We start from the raw sequence: 19,931 nt of genomic DNA on the forward strand, positions 1-19,931 counted from the left end.
TGCCATGCGACCTCATCAACGTCCTTCGTGGCTACTGACCGAAATGACAACCACAGGGAATCTTCTTTTTCGGGAAAAGCGCGCAACCAGCCAATTCCAGACCAGGTGGTAGGGCGTTGAACATGCATGGGCCGTGTTGAAGCGCCCGGCATCTTCTCCCTTGTTCAGCAGATGGCTTGGCATAGCGTACTTGTTGCAAGCCAGGATCAGCTGATGACAAAGATCACTCCAATCTGGCGGTAAGGCGGTGAATGCAAGTTTGAAATCATTCCTGCCTGCGATCCGGGATGCGTCAAACGTGAAATCCGCACCCACCTCTCTTCCGCAAGCCAGAGAGCCCGTGCGTACCAGAGCTTCGAGCAACGTCCCAAGCGATTGGTCGCACGGCTCACCCTGTTTGGCAGCGCTTGCTACCCAGTGAGGACTGAAAGGACGCTTCGGATCAGAAGAAGCACCGATGTACCACGCGTGCGGCGGTGCTTGCTTGGATTGAACGTAACTGCCGGCACCAATTTGGTAGCCGTTCTGTAGCGCCGCATTCGACCCTGCAGCGAAGTAGAGGTCGAATGCGGGCCACTCTGAAAGCAGAGCAAGCTCTTTCAATGTCGAGTCGTTCTTCTTGCTAGGAAGCGACACGACAGGTGTCACCAGCTTTTTTCCTTTTGCGTTTCCTACCACCTTGGCCTGCAGGATCAAGCCACGTGCAGCCCTCACGAAGCAGGTGCCAGAGTGGATCTGAAGCCGGTCGATGAAGAAGACCGCCGCATCGCCAATCTCAACCCGCTCGGTTATCTCCTGGCCCCTATGGTCCTTCACAACATTGGTGAATCCGGCCATGGGGATTTTGTCAATGTAACCGAGGCTGACTTCGACCGTCCTTTTCATGCCATTGCTGCTGGAGAAACTACTATCGCTGCGGATCAGCGCCTCGAACGGTTTCCAGAATCCGGGCGAGAACAACGCCGCAAGCTGTTGAAGTTCCCCCCTCCTGCCTCGCTTCTTGTGTACCCGGGAGACAAGACCGTCGATGTTCTTGGCCGTGAAGGCTGCACCGGAACTCATGTCATTCCATCCTTGAAGATTAGCTGAGATTCCCGCCGGACTGTAGCGGATTCCGCCAGACGAGTGCTTGCCGGTGCTTGACGCCCCGTTGGCGGGATGACCGCGCCAACACAGTCCCTGATTCACCCACCGGCACCACAGCCGCCCCCGGCCACTGCTATATTCAGTCCAGCTCGGCAGGCATGGTGCCTGCCCTCGAATCACAGGGAGTTGGTCATGGGTCTGGTACAGGCGGTGAAGGGTGCGGTTGGCGGTGTGCTGGCCGACCAGTGGAAGGACTTCTACACCGTGCCGGCGGGCCTGCCGTCCACGGCGGCCCTGTTCGCGGCGGTGCCGCAGGGCACCAACGCCGGCCGCGGTTCCAACACCAGCGGCTCGTCCAACATCATCACCAACGGCTCGAAGATCATCGTGCCGGAGGGCTACGGTCTGCTGCTGTTCCAGGACGGCGCGATCACCGCGTTCGTCGCCGAACCGGGCGGCTACGAGTGGCGTTCGGACGACCTGAACTCGCAGTCGATCTTCGCCGGCGACGGCCTGGTCAGCACCTTCATCAAGCAGAGCTGGGAGCGCTTCAAGTTCGGCGGCCAGCCGGGCTCGCAGCAGGCGGCCTACTTCGTCTCGCTGAAGGAACTGCCGGACAACCGCTTCGGCACCCAATCGGAAATCTACTGGGACGACGGCTTCCTCAATACCCAGGTCGGCGCGGTCACGCGTGGTTCGTACACGCTGAAGATCGTCGACCCGATCCTGTTCGTGAAGAACTTCGTACCGGCCAGCTACCTGCAGCCGGGACAGGTGTTCGACTTCACCGATCTGGACAACGCCGCGGCCAGCCAGCTGTTCAATGAAGTGGTCGGTTCGCTGGCGCCGGCCTTCAGCCTGTATACCAACGACCCGAGCAAGGGCAACCGCATCACCAAGCTGCAGCAGGACTCGCTGGGCTTCGCGCAGAGCCTGTCGGCTGCGGTCGAACAGGGTTACCAGTGGAAGTCCGACCGTGGCCTGGCCATCGTCAAGACCGCCATTGTCTCGATCGAGTACGACGCCAATACCCGCGAACTGCTGAAGACCGTGCAGCGCGCCGATGCGTTGTCCGGTTCGCGCGGCAATTCCAACCTGCAGGCCAGTGTCGCCCAGGGCATCCAGTCTGCCGGCGAGAATGGCGGCGCTGCAGGCCTGGTCGGCGTCGGCATGGCCTCGGGCATGTTCGGTGTGGGTGGCATGCAGCAGCCGGTCACTCCGGCCGCGGATGACCCGGTCGCCAAGCTGAAGAAGGCCAAGGAAATGCTGGACCTGGGCCTGATCACCCAGGGCGACTATGACGCCCTGAAAGCCAAGGCACTGGGCCTGTAACAGCAGGACGCACAACGAACATGTCCGATCCCCGAAACGGCCCACCGCCGCTGCCCGGATCCGCGCCCGCGACGCCGCCGCCCTTGCCGGTGGCGTCGTTGGACGGGCCCGGTTCGCCGCAGGACGTCCCTCCCCTGCCCGGCAGCTTCCCGCTGGACACCTCGAAGCTGCCGCAGGCGATCCGCGATGAAGTGGAAGCGCCCGATCCTGTGGCCATCGATACTTCGGCCAGCGAGCTGAAGGACGGCCTCAACCGCTGCCCCAAATGCGGCGCCACCGACATCCGGCCCAAGGCCGGTACCGACATCCTCGTCTGCCTGTACTGCCGTCACGAATGGCATGGCGCACGCGTCGAGGAGGAGTTCGGGCTGGGCGAGGCCATCGACCAGCTGCGCGGCACCGTCATCGCCTCCGGCGCACGCGACATCGATGCCGACACCTCGACGTTGATGACCTTCAAGTGCACGGGCTGTGGCGCAGAAGTCACGGTCAACACCGAAAGCACGATGACGGCGCGCTGCCACTGGTGCCGCCACGTCTTCGGCGTCAACGAGCAGATTGCCAATGGCGCGGTACCCGATGCGGTGCTGCCCTTCCACATCAAGAAGGACGATGCGGTCGCGCGCATCCGCCAGTTCGTCGACAAGCGCCGGATGTTCGCGCTGAAGGCGTTCAAGGACCAGTTCACCCCTGAAAACGTGGTGGGCGTGTTCCTGCCCTACATGATCGTCGACAGCAATGTCAGCGCTGCGGTGGCCGGCAAAGGCGAGATCAAGACCCGTGAATACACGGTCGGCAGCGAGAAGAACAAGCGCACCCTCTACGACGCCGATGTCTACCAGGTCGAACGCCAGGTCGATTTCACCGTCGACGATCTTCCGCTGGAATCCTCGGCCGAGCGCGGCAACCTGGATACCCGCGCCAACACCAACAACATCATCAACACCATCCTGCCGTTCGATACCAAGAACGCGGTGAAATGGAACGCCTCCTACCTGGCCGGCTTCACTTCGGAGAAGCGCAACCTGGATGTGGAAAAGCTGCGGCCGCGGCTGGAAGACCAGCTGCTGTCGATTGCCCGCGCACAGGTGGAAGGCTCGGTGAAGCGCTACAACCGCGGCGTGCGCTGGGAGCAGGAACAGCTGGAGGTGCATGGCACCCGCTGGGTGTCGATGTACCTGCCGGTCTGGCTGTACTCGTACCATCAGCCTGGCAAGAACGGCGGCATGCTGCACTACATCGCGGTGAACGGCCGTACCGGGGAAACCATGGGCAGCGTGCCCGTGCAGCAATGGAAGATGCTGCTGGCGGCCCTTGCCACCGGCACCGTCATTGAAGCCCTCGCAATTGCCTTCCTGGTGGCATCGACATGAGCGACGACAGTGGCCTCTGGCTGTTGGCGGCAGGTCCGGCCGGCGCAACTGCGCTGTACTGGGCGTTGTACCGCTATTACCGCAACACCGACAAATCGCATTCCTTCGAGCACGAGACCGAAATCGAGGCGCAGCCCGTGACCGGTTCAGACCAGCAGGTGGGCCGGGTCACCGGCACCGAGGAAAAGCGCATACGCGGTGACAACGTGTACGAGTACCGGAAACGGGTGGCAAGGGTGAAACCCGACCAGTAGAGCCAGGCCATGCCTGGCTGATCGACAACGTCGCAACGACGACGGTGAACAGCTTCAGCCGGGCAGATGTGTACGCGCCTGCGACTGTGGCCTGCTTCGCAGATCAGCTCTGTTTGCCATGCCTATACTACCGCCGCTTCCACCCCTGCCATCGTTGCACCTGCCGGTGGAAGCGGCGGGGCTGGATGTCCCCGCCGGGCCGGCCGCCACGCTGCCGCCGGTCCTGCCAGTGATTTGTAACCCAACGCGGTTCAACCAATCACCAGGGGGAAGGCTATGCGCTACACACGTCGTGATTTTCTTGCCACCACCGCCAGCGCTTCATTGGCGTCACTGGTAGCACCCGGGGCCTGGGCCAGCGGTGCTGAGCCGGCCGGCAAGGCCGCACAGGCACGCTACCACCGCTACAACGTCACCAGCCCCGAAGGCCAGCGCATGCTGGCCAGCTATGCACGCGGCATCAAGGCCATGCTGGCATTGCCGGCAGACGATCCACGCAACTGGTTCCGCAACGCCTTCGTGCACCTGATGGACTGCCCGCACGGCAACTGGTGGTTCTACGTCTGGCACCGTGGCTATGTCGGCTACTTCGAACAGACCATCCGCACGCTCAGCGGTGATCCGCAGTTCGCCATGCCCTACTGGGACTGGACCGAGCTGCCACGGATTCCCCCGGCGATGTTCGACGGCGTATTGACGCCCACTGACAGCGCCTACGCGCCGTATACGCGCAACCTGGCGGTCTTCACCCGGTTCATGCGCCCGGCGTTGCAGCGCTACTGGGACACCCTGGATGCAGGCCAACGCGGCCAGCTCAAGTTCCGCGGCTACCTCACTGCAGACGATGTCTGGAACGATGTGACCGGCTACAGCGTCGCGGAAAAGACCGGCATCTCGGGCAATGCGGCCTATGCGATCACCTGCGGCGCCCGCTACCTCTGGCGCGAGAATCCCGGCTTCGATGCAAAGACCGCTTCGGCCGTGTCTCCCGACACCATCCACGCGGGGCTGTCGCCGGTCGAGTTCTACAACGACGATGTCAGCCGCAGCTTCACCAGCTCGCGTACGGCCTCGCACGTGGTGCAGCCTGACGGCGCCACGAAATTCTCGGTACTGGAAGGATTCCCGCACAACAAGGTGCACAACTGCATCGGTGGCGTCGGCGCGGTCGATCCCGGCCCCTACGGCAACATGACCAACTTCCTGTCACCACTCGATCCGATCTTCTACCTGCACCACGCCAACATGGACCGCCTGTGGGATGTCTGGAACCAGCTGCAGCAGTCCCGCGGCAAGCCGATCATGCCCGTCAATGTCGACCAGCGGCGCCAGTTCATGAACGAACCGTTCCGCTTCTTCGTCGATGCACAGGGCAAGCCCGTTGGCGAGCGTCCGGCCAGTGCGTTCTTCTCCACCACGGCCTTCGACTACGACTACGTCTACGCGCGCCGCAACGACATGCTGGAGGCGGTCACGCTGCCAGCAGCTGCCGGCGCGGTGAGGCTGGTGCGCGGCACACGCTCCGATGGCGCCGTCCGCGTGGCTGTCCCCAATGAGGCGGTGCGCGCGCACCTGACCACATCGGGCCCGCGCCAGTTGATTGCCGAAGTGACCCTGGAGCGACCACGCGGCTTGAACAATACGCGCGAGTTCGACGTGCTGATCAACGCACCGGCGGGCACCGCCTCCGTGGCGGCCGACAGTCCGTACTACGCCGGCACCGTATCGTTCTTCGGGCCGACCATGGCCGGGATGGATCACAGCCACCCAACCACGTTCGCGGTGCCGCTGCCGCAGAAACTGGGGGCCCTGCAGGCACTGAATGCCGCCGATGGGGGAACGACCACGCTGGAGATCCGCCTGGTCGCATCGTCCGGCCAGGCACCGCAGACATTCCCGGTACTGGATGCCGCCATCCTGGTAGCGCCGCCGCAGCCGTGATGACGCACGGCAGGTGCCGGGCTGTCCGGCACCTGCCTTCAGCCTGGCAGTCTTCAGCCAGCCTGCCCCAGCCGTACCTTCAACTGCTGGATCTCCTGCTCGCTCACTCCGATCGACTTCAGGTACCCTTCCGCACCACCATACTGGCTGTGCAACGCCGCCAGGAACTGCTCCATGTTGTCCGGTGCGGTACCGGACATGCCAGCCATCTTGCGGGCGATCTCGGGGTTCTGCTTGATCAGCGCCATGATCTGCGCGTTCATCGCACTGTCCTTCGGCTGCCCTTCCAGATAGTGCGCGGAGATCGCGTAGTTGTGCACGATCTCTGCCTTCGGCACACCCGCCAGGTCCAGCAGCAGGCCAGCGATGATGCCGGTGCGGTCCTTGCCGGCCGTGCAATGGAACAGCACGGCACCGTCCTGCTGCGCGGCAATGCGCTGGAACACCTGCTTGAACTGCGGCTGGCTGTGCCCCAGCCATTGCACATAGGCCTCGCCCAGCGTATCCGGGAAGCTGGTCATCATCTTCTGCAGGTCCATCTTCTCGGTGCCCATCAGCGAAATGCGCTGGTAGGCAAAGCGATCATCCTTGGCCAGCAGGTCCGGCGACTGCGCCTCTTCATCGGCGGTACGCAGGTCGATATCCAGCTTCACGCCGGCCGCGGCCAGGTCATCACGGTCGGCATCGGTGAGGCGGCCGAGGTCTGCGGTGCGCACGAACGCATCGGCCGGAATCGGACCGTGGCGGCCCTGCAGGCCGGCGAAGGTACGCACGTTCCAGGCGCCCTGCAGCGGGATCACGCGCTGCGCATCGGCAGCGACGGGCTTCACGTTCGCAACGGCCGTCGGCTTCGCGGCGGCGGCCTGCGGCGCATCAGCGGCAACAGCCGTCGCGGCCATCGGCAGGCTGAGCATCACGGCCAGGACAAGTTCGGTAGAGCGGTGCTTCATGGAATTCTCCGTTCGAATCAGAAGTTGACGGCCATTTCCAGGCCGAAGGTACGCGGATCGTTGAAGATGCCGCTCTGGCCCAGCGCCGCGCTGTTGATCTTGTAGAACAGGTGCTGCTCATCCAGCAGGTTGCGTGCCCACAACGAGAACGACATGGTGGTGCCAGTGCTGTTGACCGGCACATCCACCAGCGCCACCCGTGCGTTCACCACGAACGAGCTGTCGGTCAGCATCTGGTCGTACTCGCTGGTGTAGTAGCCATCGGACCAGTTGCCGTCCACATGGAACTTCAGTGCCGAGAAGTTCGCGAACGGCACCAGGTAGTCGACCGACAGGCTGCCGGCGTTCTTCGGCGCCAGCAGCGGCTGGACCGTTACCTGCACCCCTGCACCGAACGGGTCCGACGCGGTCTGCGCGTCGATCTTCGTATAGGCGTAGTTGAGGCCGAGGGTGAGGTTGTCTACCGGCATCACGTTGAACTCCAGCTCCGCGCCGCGCGACTTGCCATCGCTCAATGCATTCGTCGTGACCATGGTGGTGCGGGTTTCGCCGCTGTTCGGGTCGAACGGCAGCGAGAAGTCCATCTGCTTGTGCGCGATGGTCGAATCGAACACCGCCAGGTTCAGGCGCGCGCGGTTGTCCCAGAACTGCGATTTGAAGCCCAGCTCATAGGCCGTCACTTCTTCAGGACCGAACGCGCTGTAGTTGGTCGAGCGCGAGTTGGCACCGCCGGCCTTGAAGCCGGTGCTGTACTTGGCATAGACCATCGCGTGCTCGCCGAGGTCGTAGGCGATATTGACCATCGGGTCGAAACGGCTCCAGCGATCCTTGAACGCAAGGTTGGTCGCCGCACCATTGACGATGTACAGGCTGCCCTTCTTGTCATCGCGGGTATAGCGGCCACCCGCTGTCAGGTGCAGCCGCTGCATCGCTTCCGGGGTCCACGTGGCCTGGCCGAAGACGCCCAGGCTGTCGGTCCAGGCCTTGCTGGCGCGATCGATGCGTACCCGCGAGAGATCCAGCGGGTTGGTCGCCGGATTCACGGTGTAGCTGTTGCCACCCGGCCCCCAGACCAGCATGTTCGGGGTCTGCGCATTGTCACCAGCGGTCTCGTGGTAATAGAACGCACCGCCCAGGAACTGCACCTGCGAGGTGTTGCCGATCAGCTGGAATTCCTGGCTGTACTGGTGCTGGTAGACCTGGGCCAGGCTGTAACGCCCGAAGGGTATGCCTGCGCCACCATAGGCCGAAATCGCATCGACCAGCCCCATGTCGAACTGCCCCTGGGTGAGTTCACGGTAGGAACTGATCGACTTCAACTCCAGGTTGTCGTTCAGCGTCCACGACAGGTTCAACAGATGGCCACTGGTCCGTCCGATGTTGTCTTCCTGCGGCCCGCCCAGGATGGCGCTGTCGCGGCGGTCCAGGCTGGCGCCGGCCTTCTGCAGCGGGCTGAGGTAGGCGCCCGGCACCAGCACCTGGGTGTGGTACGGCGTAGTGGCGTCGTAGGAGCGGTCGAACGCGTACAGCAACGAGAAATCATCGCTCGGCTGCCACAGCGCACTCAGGCGGGCGCCGCGCTTGTCGTAACTGTTGAAGTCGCGCTCGCCGCGCATCGTGTTGTCGGTGGTGCCACCGCGCTTGGCCTGCACGGCGTCGATCTTGAAACTGACATCCCCCACCTTGGGCAGGTCCAGGTGCAGCGCACTGTTGTAGCCGCTGAAATTGGACACGCCCGCGCTGACGTTGCCGCCAAACTCGCCGGTCGGCGCCTTGGTGACGATGCTCACCGCGCCGCCTTCTGTATTGCGGCCGAACAGCGTGCCCTGCGGGCCCTTCAACACTTCGATGCGCTCCACGTCGTAGAGCATGTTGCCCAGGCCCTGTGCGCGGCCCATGAACACCCCATCGACGTAGATGCCGACGCCGGCGTCGCGGGCCGGCTGGTTGGCATCGCCGGAGGCGCCGATGCCGCGGATGCCGATGTTCAGCGCAGAACTGCGGGTAGCGAACGGCGTGACCCGCAGTGATGGGATGGAGCCATCGGACAAGCTGCCCAGCGAAATCGCGCTGCGGTCCTTCAGCGCTTCGGCATCGACCACCGACACCGAGATCGGGGTCTCCTGCAGGTTGGTGGCGCGTTTCTGCGCAGTCACCATCACCTGGTCAAGGGCGACCACGGTGCGCGCGGCATCGGCGGATGCCTCGGCGTCGGCGCTGGGACTGTCTTCGGCATGGGCCAGTGCCGGCAGCGCGGCGGCAATGGCGAGGGTGAGCAGCGGGCGGTGCAGCAGGGCGTGGCGCATCGGACTCATTCGCGGAAGGAGAAGGCCGGCGCAGTCTGGGAGGCGGGAATTACAAATGAATGACCGTTCATTCACATCTTTTGTGACGTACTATCCCGCCTCTGGACGCCCCTCCCTCTCGCAATGACGCCGAAAACCGCCGCAGCCGTATCCGCCAACGACCCTGCCGCCGCCCATGCCGAAGCCCAGCGCCGGCGCATCCTCGATGCTGCCCAGAAGTGCTTCATCACCCGCGGTTTCCATGCCGGTTCGATCGGCGATATCGCTGCCGAGGCCGAGATCAGCCAGGGGCTGATGTACCGCTATTTCGCCAACAAGCGCGCCCTGATCCTGGCCCTGATCGAGCGCCAGCTGCGCCACGACCAGGCCTCGATCAGCGAAATGCCGGCGGCGTCCGATCTGATTGATGGGCTGCTGGAGTGCTACCAGCAATGGGCACGCGGCGAGGTGCTGCCGATCCACGGCAATGCCATTGCCAGCGTGGCGCTGTATGCGGAAATCAACGCCGAGGCACACCGCGACCCCGTCCTGGCCGAGGTGCTGCGTACCCATGACAAGCAGACCAGCGCCGCGATCCATGCATGGCTGCGCCAGCGTGACGTCAATCTGGGCCGCGCCGTGGACGAAGAGCGGATTGCCAGCCGAACCCTGCTGCTGCGGCTGCTGGTGGAAGGGCTGGCGATGCGTGCCGTGCGCGATCCGGACCTGCCGCCGGAACGGGTGCGGGCGCTGCTGGCCGATGCGATTGGTCGTGTGATGGCGGATTGAACGGTAGTGCCGGCCGCTGGCCGGCACCCCGGGCAAAAACGGTGGTATCAGATGAAGAAACGGGCAGGCAGAGCCTTATGCACGGCCTTCGCGCGCTCGCCGAAGTACCAGGTCGCCAGCGCGAGGAACCCGATGACGATCAGCAGCCCGTATCCAGGGCGTCCCCAGCTTGCGATCGGGCCTGCGCTGGCCGCTACGAAAAATTTGCCACCCGCAGCGAGCAGGAGGGTGTTGGAGATCCGCGCGACGCTGGCGCAGAGCAACAGACTGAGGAGGGCGGACCAGGAAAATTTGTGATTCATCGAAGTCTCTTCAGGTTACGGAGAATAGTCAACGTCGCTTCGAACACGGTTGGCCACGAGGACTGACCCCAGCGTAGGGCCTGGCGTCCGCAGTCCCGTCGTCTAACCGGCTTGATCGCAGCGGCAGTTGGGCCCCTGCCCGGCCCCGGCACATCGGACACGTGCACATCTCGGGGACATGCCCGTCCGCAAGATCAGGCATCCACCTGCCCTCCCCCTTGCCTTGATGTCTGCCCCCACCGGTTCCCGTCTGGTCATCTACGCCGCCCTCGCGGGCAACCTGGCCATTGCCATCGCAAAGTTCATTGCCGCCGGCATCTCCGGCAGCTCGGCCATGCTCAGTGAGGGCGTGCATTCGCTGGTCGACACGTTGAATGAACTCCTGTTGCTGTACGGTCTGCGCCGCGCCGGCAAGGCGCCAGACCCCGTGCATCCGTTCGGCTATGGCCGTGAGCTGTACTTCTGGAGCTTCATCGTCGCCCTGCTGGTGTTCGCGGCTGGTGCCGGCGTCTCGGCCTACGAGGGCATCCAGCACATCCGTCGGCCGGAACCGGCCAGCAACCACGCGCTGAGCTACAGCGTGCTGGGCATTTCCATCCTGTTCGAGGGTGCTTCCTGGTGGGTAGCGCTGAGAGAATTCCGGCGTACCAAGGGCAAACTCGGCTACTTCGAAGCATTCCGCCGCAGCAAGGACCCGTCCACCTTCACCGTGTTGCTGGAGGACAGTGCCGCCCTTCTGGGCCTGGGCTTCGCGCTGATCGGGCTGCTGGCCGCCCAGCTGCTGGAAATGCCGGTGCTTGATGGCGTTGCATCACTGTGCATCGCCGGCGTGCTGGCCGCAACCGCCTTCCTTCTGGCGCGTGAGACCAAGGGCCTGCTGGTCGGAGAGCCTGCCCACCCCGCGGTGGCCGAGCGAATCATGGCGGTGGCCGAAACCGATCCGGACCTGCGTCGCGCGAACGGCGTGACCACCATGCAGATGGGGCCGGAACAGGTCGTGGCGATGCTCAGTGCCGAGTTCGAGGACGATCGGCGGACCCCGCAGATTGAAGCCTGCATCACCCGCATCGAAACGGCGGTGAAGCGGGAGTATCCGGAACTGGTTGCACTGTTCATCAAGCCGCAGACGCCCGAAGTCTATGCCGCGCGGCGCGCGGCACTGGCCGCGCCGCCTGCGCCGGAATGATGCTGCGTCTGCGCCCGTTTCACCTGACCGATGCCACAGTGCCACCGTCTTTCACCCGAGCCTGCCACTACCGTGCCGGACTGGTTGCCCGCTTCACTGCAGATCCTTCCGCGCCGCTTCTACCAGCGCCCTTCGACCGACGTTGCGCCCGAGCTGCTCAACAAGCTGCTGGTACGCAACGATGGTCGCGCGGCGCGCATCGTCGAGGTCGAGGCCTATGCCGGCAGCATCGATCCGGCCGCGCACTCCTATCGCGGGCAGACGCCACGCACCGCCAGCATGTTCGGTGAGGCCGGCCATCTGTATGTCTACTTCACCTACGGCATGCACTGGGGCAGCAACGTGGTCTGCGGCGAAATCGGCGAGGGCGTCGCCGTCCTGCTGCGGGCCGCCGAGCCGATGGCGGGGCTGGAACGAATGCGCGAACTGCGCCCGGCGGCCCGACGTGACCATGATCTGGCCAGCGGCCCCGGCAAGCTCTCGCAGGCCTTCGGGCTGGACCGCGGCTTCGATGGCGCAGACCTGGTGACCGGCAGCCACGGCATTGTCATTGCCTGCGATGGCGTGCCTCCCCCCGAGGATCCGGTGGTCGGGCCCCGCATCGGCATCACCCGTGCGGTGGACTTTCCCTGGCGTTGGCATGTTCGCGACCACCGTCACGTTTCGGTGCGCCCCTCGCGCGGGCCCCGCAAGCCCTGACCGGGACGCGTCACGTCGGCGTCACCCCGTCGTGGCGATACATAACGCGCTACGCACTAGCGTGGTGCATGACAGCCGCCGAAGCCGCCCTCGCCCCCCAGCCTTGAAACGCGCCATGGACGAAGCCGAACGACTGCTTGAACTCGACCGCCTGCATCTGCTCGATACACCGCCAGAGCCCGTTTTCGATGCGATCGTCGCCGCCGCGCGTGCCGCTACCGGCATGACCATGGCTCTGATTTCAGTTGTTGCCGACGAGCGCCAGTGGTTCAAGGCCAACATCGGGCTGGAAGGTGTCAGCGAGACCGCACGCGAGATTTCTTTCTGCACGCATGCGATCCAACAGGATGAGCTGTTCGAAGTTCCGGACGCGCGCCAGGATCCGCGATTCTCCACCAACCCGCTGGTGACCGGCGGCCCGCGCATCCGCCACTACGCCGGCATCTCGCTGGGCTCGGCGCACGGCGCTCGCATTGGAACGTTGTGCCTGCTCGACCCGATGCCGGGCGTTCTGTCTCCCTCGCAGCGCGAATTGATGGTGCATCTGGCCCGGGTCACCACCCAGGTGCTGGAGCAGCGCAGCACGCTGATGGCCCAGGTCGGCCAGGCCAAGGCCCTGCATCGTGAGCTGAAGCGCAGCGAGGACTTCCTGGAGCGCACGAACCGCGCGGCCCGGGTGGGTGGCTGGGAAATGGACCTGGTCAGCAACGAGGTCCGCTGGACCCGCGAAACCAAGCAGATCCACGGCGTGCGCAGCAACTTCGAACCGACGCTCGAAACTGCGCTCTCGTTCTATCGCGAGGACAGCCGAAACATCATCCGCACGGCGGTGCAGCGTTGCATCGATGAAGGCACGTCGTGGGAGGTGCAGCTGCCGATGACCACCGCCGACGGACGAGCCATCTGGACCCGCGTGGTTGGAGGCCGGCAGCAGGTCGATGGCCGGCCGCGGCTGGTCGGGGCCATACAGGACATCACCGAGGAGCGCGCCGCGCTGGATGCACTGGAAGCAAGCGAAACCCGCTACCGGCGGTTGTTCCACTACAGCCTTGGCCTGATCTGCACCCACACGCTGGAGGGCGTGCTGACCTCGGTGAACCCAGCGGCCGTGCAGTCACTGGGCTTCGATGAGAGCTACATGATCGGGCGCAGCTTGTGCGACCTGATGCCGCCGGAGAAGCGGGCCGCGTTCAAGGCGTATCTGGAACGCATCGCAGTCAACCACACCGATGCCGGCGTCATCGAGCTGATCGCCGCCGATGGTACCCGGCATTTCTGGGCGTATCACAACGTGCTCGACAACGAGGCCACCCCACCCTACGTGCTCGGCCATGCGCAGGACGTCACCGCACTGCGGATGCAGGAACAGCAGTTGCGCGAGATGTCCTTCAAGGATCCCCTCACCCAGAGCTACAACCGCCGCTTCCTGCCCCGCCTGGACGAACTGATCGACCAGCCTTGGGCTTGCCTGATGTTCGATCTGGATCATTTCAAGCAGATCAACGACACCCAGGGCCATGCACGGGGTGACACGGTGCTGGTCGAGTTCGCCGCCTTCCTGCGCGCTCCACTGGGGTCAATGGAAAGCGTAGTGCGTATGGGTGGCGACGAGTTCATGGTGGTGCTGACTGCACCGGAACCGGGACGGCTGGCCACGCTGGAGCAGTGGTATGCGCAGCATGCCGGGCAGTCACCCACACCCTTCTCGCTGGGCGCGACCCACCACGCACCCGGCGAGACGGTGGCCGACACCCTGCAGCGCGCCGACAGCCGTCTGTATCGCGAGCGTGCACGCGTGCGCACGCATCCGCGCCCCTCATCCTGAGGCTGCTCCTGTGGAGCCAAAGGCAACGGCTCCTGCCGTTGCCTTCGGCTCCACAAATGCCTGCACCGGGCCTGCGCCTACTCCGCTGCCAGCGCCTGGATCGGGTCCAGTTGTGCCGCGCTGCGCGCCGGGAAGTAGCCGAAGCCAAGCCCGATCGCAGACGAGCACGCCAGCGCGGCAAGCACCGGGCCCGCCGTGAACAGGAACGGCACACCCAGCGACAGCAGGCTGGACAGCGCACCCACGCCGAATGCAAACAGCACCCCCAGCACGCCACCGAACAGGCAGATCAGCACGGCCTCGATCAGGAACTGGCGCAGAATGTCGCCCTGCCGCGCGCCCACCGCCAGCCGCACGCCGATCTCGCGCACGCGCTCCTTCACCGAGACCAGCATGATGTTCATCACCCCCACCCCGCCGACCACCAGCGCCACCGCCGCAATCGCCGAAACCAACGCGGCCATGGTCTGGCTGGACTTCATCACCGCCTTGCGGATCTGGTCGGCGTTGTAGATGAAGAAGTCACGACGGCCATGCAACCGCTCCAGCTCGGCCCCCAGCGAGGCCTCGGCGGCGTTGGTGGGCACGTCGTCGCGCACACGCACCGTGATGCTCTCCAGGCGCTCGCTGCCCAGCAGCCGCGAGGCCGCCGAGGTATACGGCACGTAGACCGTCGGGGTTGCACCGCCAGCGAACGCATTGGCCCCGACCACACCGATCACCTCCACCGGCATGCCGCCCAGCAGCACCGTGCTGCCAATCGGGCTGTCGCTGAACAGCGCTTTGGCGGCCTTCTGGTCGACCACGCCCACGGCACGGTGCGCATGGACTTCGGCGTCGGTGAAGAAGCGGCCGGCCTTCAGCCGCAGCCCACGCACGCGGGGCATGTCGGCCCCCACGCCCAGCACCTGGGTGTTGGCACGCCGGTTGCCCTGCAGCGCTGCCACCGATCCGCTCAGGTTCGGGCTTACGCTGTCCACGTAACTCAATGCCGCAAGATGGTGCGCATCGCCCACCACCAGCGTCTCGATCTCCGCCGAGCGCGGGTCACCGAAATCCGAGCCCGGGAAGATCTCCAGCGTACTGGCGCCCAGTTCGTTGATCTGTGATTCGACCTGCGCCTGTGCACCCATGCCCAGCGCAACCACAGTCACCACGGCCGCTACGCCGATGATGATGCCGAGCATGGTCAGCAGCGTGCGCAGGCGATGGGCCAGCATCGAGCGCACGGCCATGCGCGCGGCTTCGCGAACTGCGTCCATGCGTGCGCGGCGCTCGGTGACCGGCGACGCGCCGCGTTCGGTCCCGGGAGTTTCAGCCGCAGCACGCGATCCCCGCTCGCCGCGGTCGGCCACCACCCGGCCGTCAGCGATCTCGATCACCCGCGCCGCGTTGGCGGCGATCGCTGCATCGTGCGTCACCAGGATCACCGTGTGGCCCTGTGCATGCAGGCGCTTCAGCTCGGCCATCACCTGCTGACCACTGGCGTGATCGAGCGCGCCGGTGGGTTCATCGGCCAGCACGATCGCGCCGCCGTTCATCAGCGAACGGGCAATGGACACGCGCTGCTGCTGGCCGCCGGACAGCTGGCTCGGCCGGTTCGCCATGCGTTCGCCCAGCCCCAGCGTTTCCAGCAGCGTGCGTGCACGGGCAGTGCGCACGTCCGCCTCCACGCCGGCATAGACTGCCGGCAGCGCCACGTTCTCGGTGGCACTCAGGTTCTCCATCAGGTTGTAGCGCTGGAAGATGAAGCCGAAATGCTCGCGGCGCAGGCGTGCCAGCGCGTCCGGCGCCATCTGCTCGGTGGCCTCGCCGTTCACCCGATAGCTCCCCTCGGTCGGCCGGTCCAGGCAGCCAAGGATGTTCATCAGCGTGGACTTGCCCGAGCCCGAGGGGCCGATGATGGCGATGAACTCGCCGGCATCGATGCGCAGCGAAACGTCCTTCAGCACCACCACCTCGCCGGCGGCCGAGCGATAGGCGCGCGATACGCCATGCAGTTCCAGAAGTGCGTCGGCCATGCTCACATCCCCAGCAGGCTGGTCGGTTCGGATTCGCCGCCGCTGGGCGCCTGGCCGACCACCACGTTCTCGCCCTCGCGCAGGCCGGACAGGATCTGCACGGCGGTGGCGGTGCGCAGGCCGGTCGTCACCGCACGTTCCTGGGGGCGGCCCTTGGCATCGACCACGCGCACGGTTCCACGGCTGCCGTCCTTGCCATCCGAATCGGCCAGCGCCGTCAATGGCACCTGCAGCGCGTTGGCGACCCGCGCCAGCTGCAGGGTCACTTTCACCGTCATCGAGGGCTTCAGCTTCAGGCCGGGATTGGCCACGTCGAACAGGCCGGCGTAGTACACCGCCTTCGGCGTCTGCGCAGAGCCACCCGCATTGCCGGTGGCGACGTCGGCAATCGAGGACGGCGCCGGTTCCAGCTGCTGCAGGTGGGATTCATAGCGGCGGCCGCTCGGCCCCAGTGTCGAGAACCACAACGGTTGCCCCGGTGCCACCAGCTCGACGTCGGCCTCGGCGATCTCGGCGCGCACGGTCATCGTATCCATCTGCGCCAGCATCACGATGGTCGGCGTGGTCTGCATCGAGTTCAACGTCTGCCCGGCCTTGGTGACGATGGCCACGATGTAGCCGTCGCTGGGCGACACAATGCGGGTATAGCCCAGGTTGATCCGTGCGGTTTCGACCTGGGTCACGGCCTGGTCGATCTGCGCCTGCAGCGCGGCCACCTCTGAGCGTGCCGCATCGCGTGCCACGCGTGCGGCTTCGAAACCTTCCTGTGACACCAGGCGCGACGCCACCAGCTGCGACTGCCGCTGGTAAGCGCGACTGGCCTGCGCATAGCGGGCCTCGCTGGCGGCATGCTGGGCACGCAGCGTATTGGTAGCCGCCTCGGCGCTGCGCAGTGCGATGCGCTGCGGCTGCGAATCGACCTCGGCGATCAGATCACCGGCTTGTACGCGCTGGCCCAGCACCACATGCAGGCGCTTGACCTGGCCGGACACCTGCGCACCCACCGCCACCAGCTCCTTGGGATGGACCCGGCCGACCGCCTGTACGGTCTTCTCCAGATCTGCCACCCTTGCCGGCGCAGTGATCAGCGCGGCATCATCGCCGCCGGCGAACGCCCACCATCCAGCGCCGGCGGCCAATGTGGCCACCGTAGCGGCAATGATCCAGGTCCTGCGGTTGCTCATCGAAACGCCCGGCTGCGTGCAGTCGCCCAATGCGACCGCCGAAACCGCAGTCTGGAAGCCGCGGATGGACGTTTCTTGGAGCCACTGTGGAGATTGCATGGAGGCGCGGCAGCCGTTCAGGCACCAGCCCCGCGCCTGAATGCTGCAGCCTGCGTCCACGCAATCTCGACACAATCTCGACCGAGTCTCCATCAACGGTCGCTAGCCTCGTCGGCCTCGCCGACTGCCCGCCTGCCGTGTCCCTTTCCCATCCAGACCTGCCACCCATCGATGTGCGCCGTGCCTACCTGGCGTGGTGTGCGCCTTCGCCGTGGTTGATCGCCGTCGTGTTGGCATCGACCACCAGCTGGATGCTGGCCGCGCCGGATCCGTTACCCCCGCTGCTGGCGGGCTTCGGGGCCGCCGCCCTGGTGGGGTTCCGCAGCGATGGGCCCGGTGGCACCGGCCGTTCCGGCGCTCTCGCGTCGCTGGCGCTGATTGGTCTGGCGGTCTGGGCGGCAACGCACCCGGTCGCCGACGTCACCCTGCATCTACTGGTCGCCCTTGCCACTCTCGCGATCGTCGCCCTGCTGGCACTGCGCCTGCGCGCCATCCTGGGCATGGCCTCGCGGCTGCAGGCCCGGGTAAACACCACCCCCATGGCATCGCGCTGGAGCAAGCTGCCGGCGGCGGTGTCCACCCTGGTGCTGCAGCAGCTGCGCGGCCCAGGTGCAGTGGAACCCAGCCTGCAGCGCACGCTGGTGCTGGCCACCCTGGCCTGGGCTGCCAACGAAGAGGCGCAGGACATGCAGTGCCGACGATGACCCTGCCCCAGATCCCGCCCTTGCCCACCCTTGCCCCGAACCCGCATCACGCAATGAACGATCTCCGTACCCGACAGGCACCCTTGGTGCTGATTGCCGAAGATGAGGGCGAAATCGCCGACATCCTCAGTGCCTACCTGGCCCGTTCCGGCCTGCGCAGCGCCCGCGCCGCCGACGGGGAGGCGGCACTCGCCAGCCACCGCCAACTGCGTCCGGACCTGGTGCTGCTGGATGTGCAGATGCCAAAACTGGATGGCTGGCAGGTGCTGAGCGAACTGCGACGGATCGGCAACACCCCGGTCATCATGCTCACTGCCCTCGACCAGGACGTGGACAAGCTGACCGGCCTGCGCGTGGGCGCCGACGACTACGTGGCCAAGCCGTTCAATCCGGCCGAGATCGTCGCCCGCATCCAGGCCGTGCTGCGCCGGAGTTCCCGGCCCCTGGTCGAAGCGCCCAACGGGCTGATCCGCCAAGGGCCCTTCGAGATCGACCTGCGCAGCCACGAGGTGACCGTGCGCCATGGCGAGCAGGTGCACGAGCTGAACTTCACCCTCACCGAGTTCCGGCTGCTGGTGCACATGGCGCGTGCGCCACGGCAGGTGCATGCGCGGGCCGATCTCCTGCATGCCTGCCTGCCCGAGGGCGACGCGCAGGAACGCACCGTCGACAGCCATGTCAGCAAACTGCGGCGCAAGCTGGAGGATGTCGGCGTGATCGGCATTCCCGCCACCATCCGCGGCGTCGGCTACCGCTTCCTGGACTGAATGATGAACCCCAAAGGCAAGAGCATCGGACGCCAGATCACGCTGTCCATCACGGTGGCCTCGCTGTGTTCGACGGTGCTGTCGATCAGCGGCTTCTACCTGTTCTATTACCTCATGGAGGTGTTCTATCCGCGCTGGTACGACGAGCCGGAAACGATCATGCCGTCCGGGCTGGAATGGCTGTGGATCGGATTGACCGCCACCGTGGTCGTCATCTTCGCCACGCTGGTTGCCTCGCGCCTGACCCGGCGCATCATCACGCCGTTGAACTCTGTGGCCGAAAGCCTCCGCCGGGTCGCCAGTGGCGATCTGGAAGCTCGTGCGCGCGGTGGTGATACCACGATGGCCGAAGCGGCCACGCTGGTCAGCGATTTCAACTCCATGGCAGAACGGCTGAGCCGGATGTCGGAGAACCGGGTGTTCTGGAACGCGGCGATCGCGCATGAACTGCGCACGCCGATGACCATCCTGCGCGGCCGCCTGCAGGGCATCGCCGAAGGCGTGTTCGAGCCGGGGCCTGAGCAGTTCAACAGCATGCTCACCCAGCTGGAAGGCCTGACCCGCATCATCGAGGACCTGCGCGTGGTCAGCCTGGCCGAGAGTGGCCACCTGGATCTGCGCCTGCAGCGCAGCGATGTCAGTGTGCAGGTGGCCGCGGTGGTTGAAGCGATGTCCGAGGCACTGACCGAGAGTGGTTTCTCGGTGACATTGGACGCACGACCTTCGCTGGCCGACTGCGATCCTGCACGCATCCGCCAGGCAGTACTGGCACTGTTGGAGAATGCACGACGCCATGCCATTCCCTGCCCGCTGCGGGTGTACGTGACGCTGGCCGAAGGCCATTGCACCGTCACGGTGGAAGATGGCGGCCCCGGTGTGCCGGACGACCTTCGCGACAGCATCTTCGAAGCCTTCCAGCGCACGGATGTTTCCCGCTCGCGGCAGAGTGGTGGCTCCGGGCTTGGCCTGGCGGTGGTGCGTGCGATTGCCGTGGCCCATCACGGAACAGCGCTATGCCGGGCCACCGAACGTGGTGGCAGTGCCTTCGAAATCCGCTGGCCGGTGCATGCCCGCCGTTGAGGCGGTAGACACTGCCCTGGTAGCGGCCCACCTTGGTGGACATTCGCATCGCTG

Annotated in this window: 17 protein-coding genes; 11 read left to right on the top strand and 6 right to left on the bottom strand. The window is 65.4% G+C overall.

The window, feature by feature from the left end; all coding sequences use genetic code 11:
* Positions 1 to 15: 15 nt before the first annotated feature.
* On the bottom strand, positions 16 to 1,062 hold the full coding sequence (locus ABE423_RS00885) for a hypothetical protein (RefSeq protein WP_201116156.1): 1,047 nt from the start codon (positions 1,060 to 1,062) through the stop codon (positions 16 to 18).
* A 216-nt stretch (positions 1,063 to 1,278) separates the two neighbouring features.
* Here ABE423_RS00885 and ABE423_RS00890 point away from each other — a divergent pair, with 216 nt between their 5' ends.
* The 4 genes from ABE423_RS00890 to ABE423_RS00905 all read left to right on the top strand — a co-directional run bounded on the left by ABE423_RS00890 (position 1,279) and on the right by ABE423_RS00905 (position 5,986).
* Positions 1,279 to 2,418, top strand: coding sequence for an SPFH domain-containing protein (locus ABE423_RS00890; protein WP_032127217.1), 1,140 nt, complete (start codon positions 1,279 to 1,281; stop codon positions 2,416 to 2,418).
* Between the two features lie 20 nt (positions 2,419 to 2,438).
* Entirely contained in the window at positions 2,439 to 3,791 is a 1,353-nt protein-coding gene (locus tag ABE423_RS00895; RefSeq protein ID WP_346484628.1) for a TFIIB-type zinc ribbon-containing protein, read from the top strand.
* Positions 3,788 to 4,045, top strand: coding sequence for a hypothetical protein (locus ABE423_RS00900; protein WP_032127215.1), 258 nt, complete (start codon positions 3,788 to 3,790; stop codon positions 4,043 to 4,045). The genes ABE423_RS00895 and ABE423_RS00900 overlap by 4 nt, the downstream gene beginning before the upstream one ends.
* Positions 4,046 to 4,321: 276 nt before the next feature.
* Positions 4,322 to 5,986: a tyrosinase family protein gene (locus ABE423_RS00905; RefSeq protein ID WP_180837220.1), complete on the top strand. Its 1,665-nt coding sequence runs from the start codon at positions 4,322 to 4,324 to the stop codon at positions 5,984 to 5,986.
* A 53-nt stretch (positions 5,987 to 6,039) separates the two neighbouring features.
* On the opposite strand, the gene ABE423_RS00910 is transcribed toward ABE423_RS00905, so the two are convergent.
* Both ABE423_RS00910 and ABE423_RS00915 read right to left on the bottom strand, forming a co-directional pair.
* Positions 6,040 to 6,936 (bottom strand): tyrosine-protein phosphatase, encoded by an 897-nt coding sequence (locus ABE423_RS00910; protein WP_125894799.1) that lies wholly within the window; start codon positions 6,934 to 6,936, stop codon positions 6,040 to 6,042.
* Positions 6,937 to 6,953: 17 nt separating this feature from the next.
* Positions 6,954 to 9,242 carry a TonB-dependent receptor gene (locus tag ABE423_RS00915; RefSeq protein ID WP_346484629.1) on the bottom strand — a complete coding sequence of 763 codons (2,289 nt, stop codon included), beginning with the start codon at positions 9,240 to 9,242 and terminating at the stop codon, positions 6,954 to 6,956.
* Positions 9,243 to 9,365: 123 nt separating this feature from the next.
* Here ABE423_RS00915 and ABE423_RS00920 point away from each other — a divergent pair, with 123 nt between their 5' ends.
* Positions 9,366 to 10,010 carry a helix-turn-helix domain-containing protein gene (locus ABE423_RS00920; RefSeq protein ID WP_346484630.1) on the top strand — a complete coding sequence of 215 codons (645 nt, stop codon included), beginning with the start codon at positions 9,366 to 9,368 and terminating at the stop codon, positions 10,008 to 10,010.
* Between the two features lie 47 nt (positions 10,011 to 10,057).
* On the opposite strand, the gene ABE423_RS00925 is transcribed toward ABE423_RS00920, so the two are convergent.
* The gene (locus ABE423_RS00925; protein WP_032127210.1) at positions 10,058 to 10,312 is read right to left on the bottom strand and encodes a hypothetical protein; all 255 of its coding nucleotides are present in this window, start codon (positions 10,310 to 10,312) and stop codon (positions 10,058 to 10,060) included.
* Positions 10,313 to 10,538: 226 nt separating this feature from the next.
* Between ABE423_RS00925 and ABE423_RS00930 the strand changes: the two genes are divergently transcribed.
* The 3 genes from ABE423_RS00930 to ABE423_RS00940 all read left to right on the top strand — a co-directional run bounded on the left by ABE423_RS00930 (position 10,539) and on the right by ABE423_RS00940 (position 14,022).
* On the top strand, positions 10,539 to 11,498 hold the full coding sequence (locus ABE423_RS00930; protein ID WP_032127209.1) for a cation diffusion facilitator family transporter: 960 nt from the start codon (positions 10,539 to 10,541) through the stop codon (positions 11,496 to 11,498).
* Between the two features lie 72 nt (positions 11,499 to 11,570).
* The gene (locus tag ABE423_RS00935) at positions 11,571 to 12,197 is read left to right on the top strand and encodes a DNA-3-methyladenine glycosylase (RefSeq protein ID WP_125894809.1); all 627 of its coding nucleotides are present in this window, start codon (positions 11,571 to 11,573) and stop codon (positions 12,195 to 12,197) included.
* A gap of 115 nt (positions 12,198 to 12,312) precedes the next feature.
* Entirely contained in the window at positions 12,313 to 14,022 is a 1,710-nt protein-coding gene (locus ABE423_RS00940; protein WP_346484631.1) for a PAS domain S-box protein, read from the top strand.
* A gap of 77 nt (positions 14,023 to 14,099) precedes the next feature.
* Here ABE423_RS00940 and ABE423_RS00945 read toward each other — a convergent pair whose 3' ends face one another.
* A complete protein-coding gene (locus ABE423_RS00945) occupies positions 14,100 to 16,043 on the bottom strand; it encodes a MacB family efflux pump subunit (protein ID WP_346484632.1) in 1,944 nt (647 codons plus the stop codon).
* A 2-nt stretch (positions 16,044 to 16,045) separates the two neighbouring features.
* Complete coding sequence (locus ABE423_RS00950) at positions 16,046 to 17,227, bottom strand: efflux RND transporter periplasmic adaptor subunit (RefSeq protein ID WP_346484633.1); 1,182 nt, start codon at positions 17,225 to 17,227, stop codon at positions 16,046 to 16,048.
* A 236-nt stretch (positions 17,228 to 17,463) separates the two neighbouring features.
* On the opposite strand from ABE423_RS00950, the gene ABE423_RS00955 reads away from it, so the two are divergent.
* From ABE423_RS00955 to ABE423_RS00965, 3 genes are read left to right on the top strand one after another with little or no spacing between them, the layout of a single operon-like run.
* Positions 17,464 to 18,030, top strand: a complete 567-nt coding sequence (locus tag ABE423_RS00955; RefSeq protein WP_180837232.1) for a hypothetical protein — start codon at positions 17,464 to 17,466, stop codon at positions 18,028 to 18,030.
* 53 nt (positions 18,031 to 18,083) lie between these two features.
* A complete protein-coding gene (locus tag ABE423_RS00960; protein ID WP_050509761.1) occupies positions 18,084 to 18,797 on the top strand; it encodes a response regulator in 714 nt (237 codons plus the stop codon).
* Between the two features lie 3 nt (positions 18,798 to 18,800).
* Positions 18,801 to 19,877: an ATP-binding protein gene (locus ABE423_RS00965; RefSeq protein ID WP_121503630.1), complete on the top strand. Its 1,077-nt coding sequence runs from the start codon at positions 18,801 to 18,803 to the stop codon at positions 19,875 to 19,877.
* The last annotated feature ends 54 nt before the right edge of the window (positions 19,878 to 19,931 follow it).

The sequence above is a fragment of the Stenotrophomonas sp. TWI1409 genome, assembly GCF_039673015.1.
Classification (GTDB): domain Bacteria; phylum Pseudomonadota; class Gammaproteobacteria; order Xanthomonadales; family Xanthomonadaceae; genus Stenotrophomonas; species Stenotrophomonas maltophilia_A.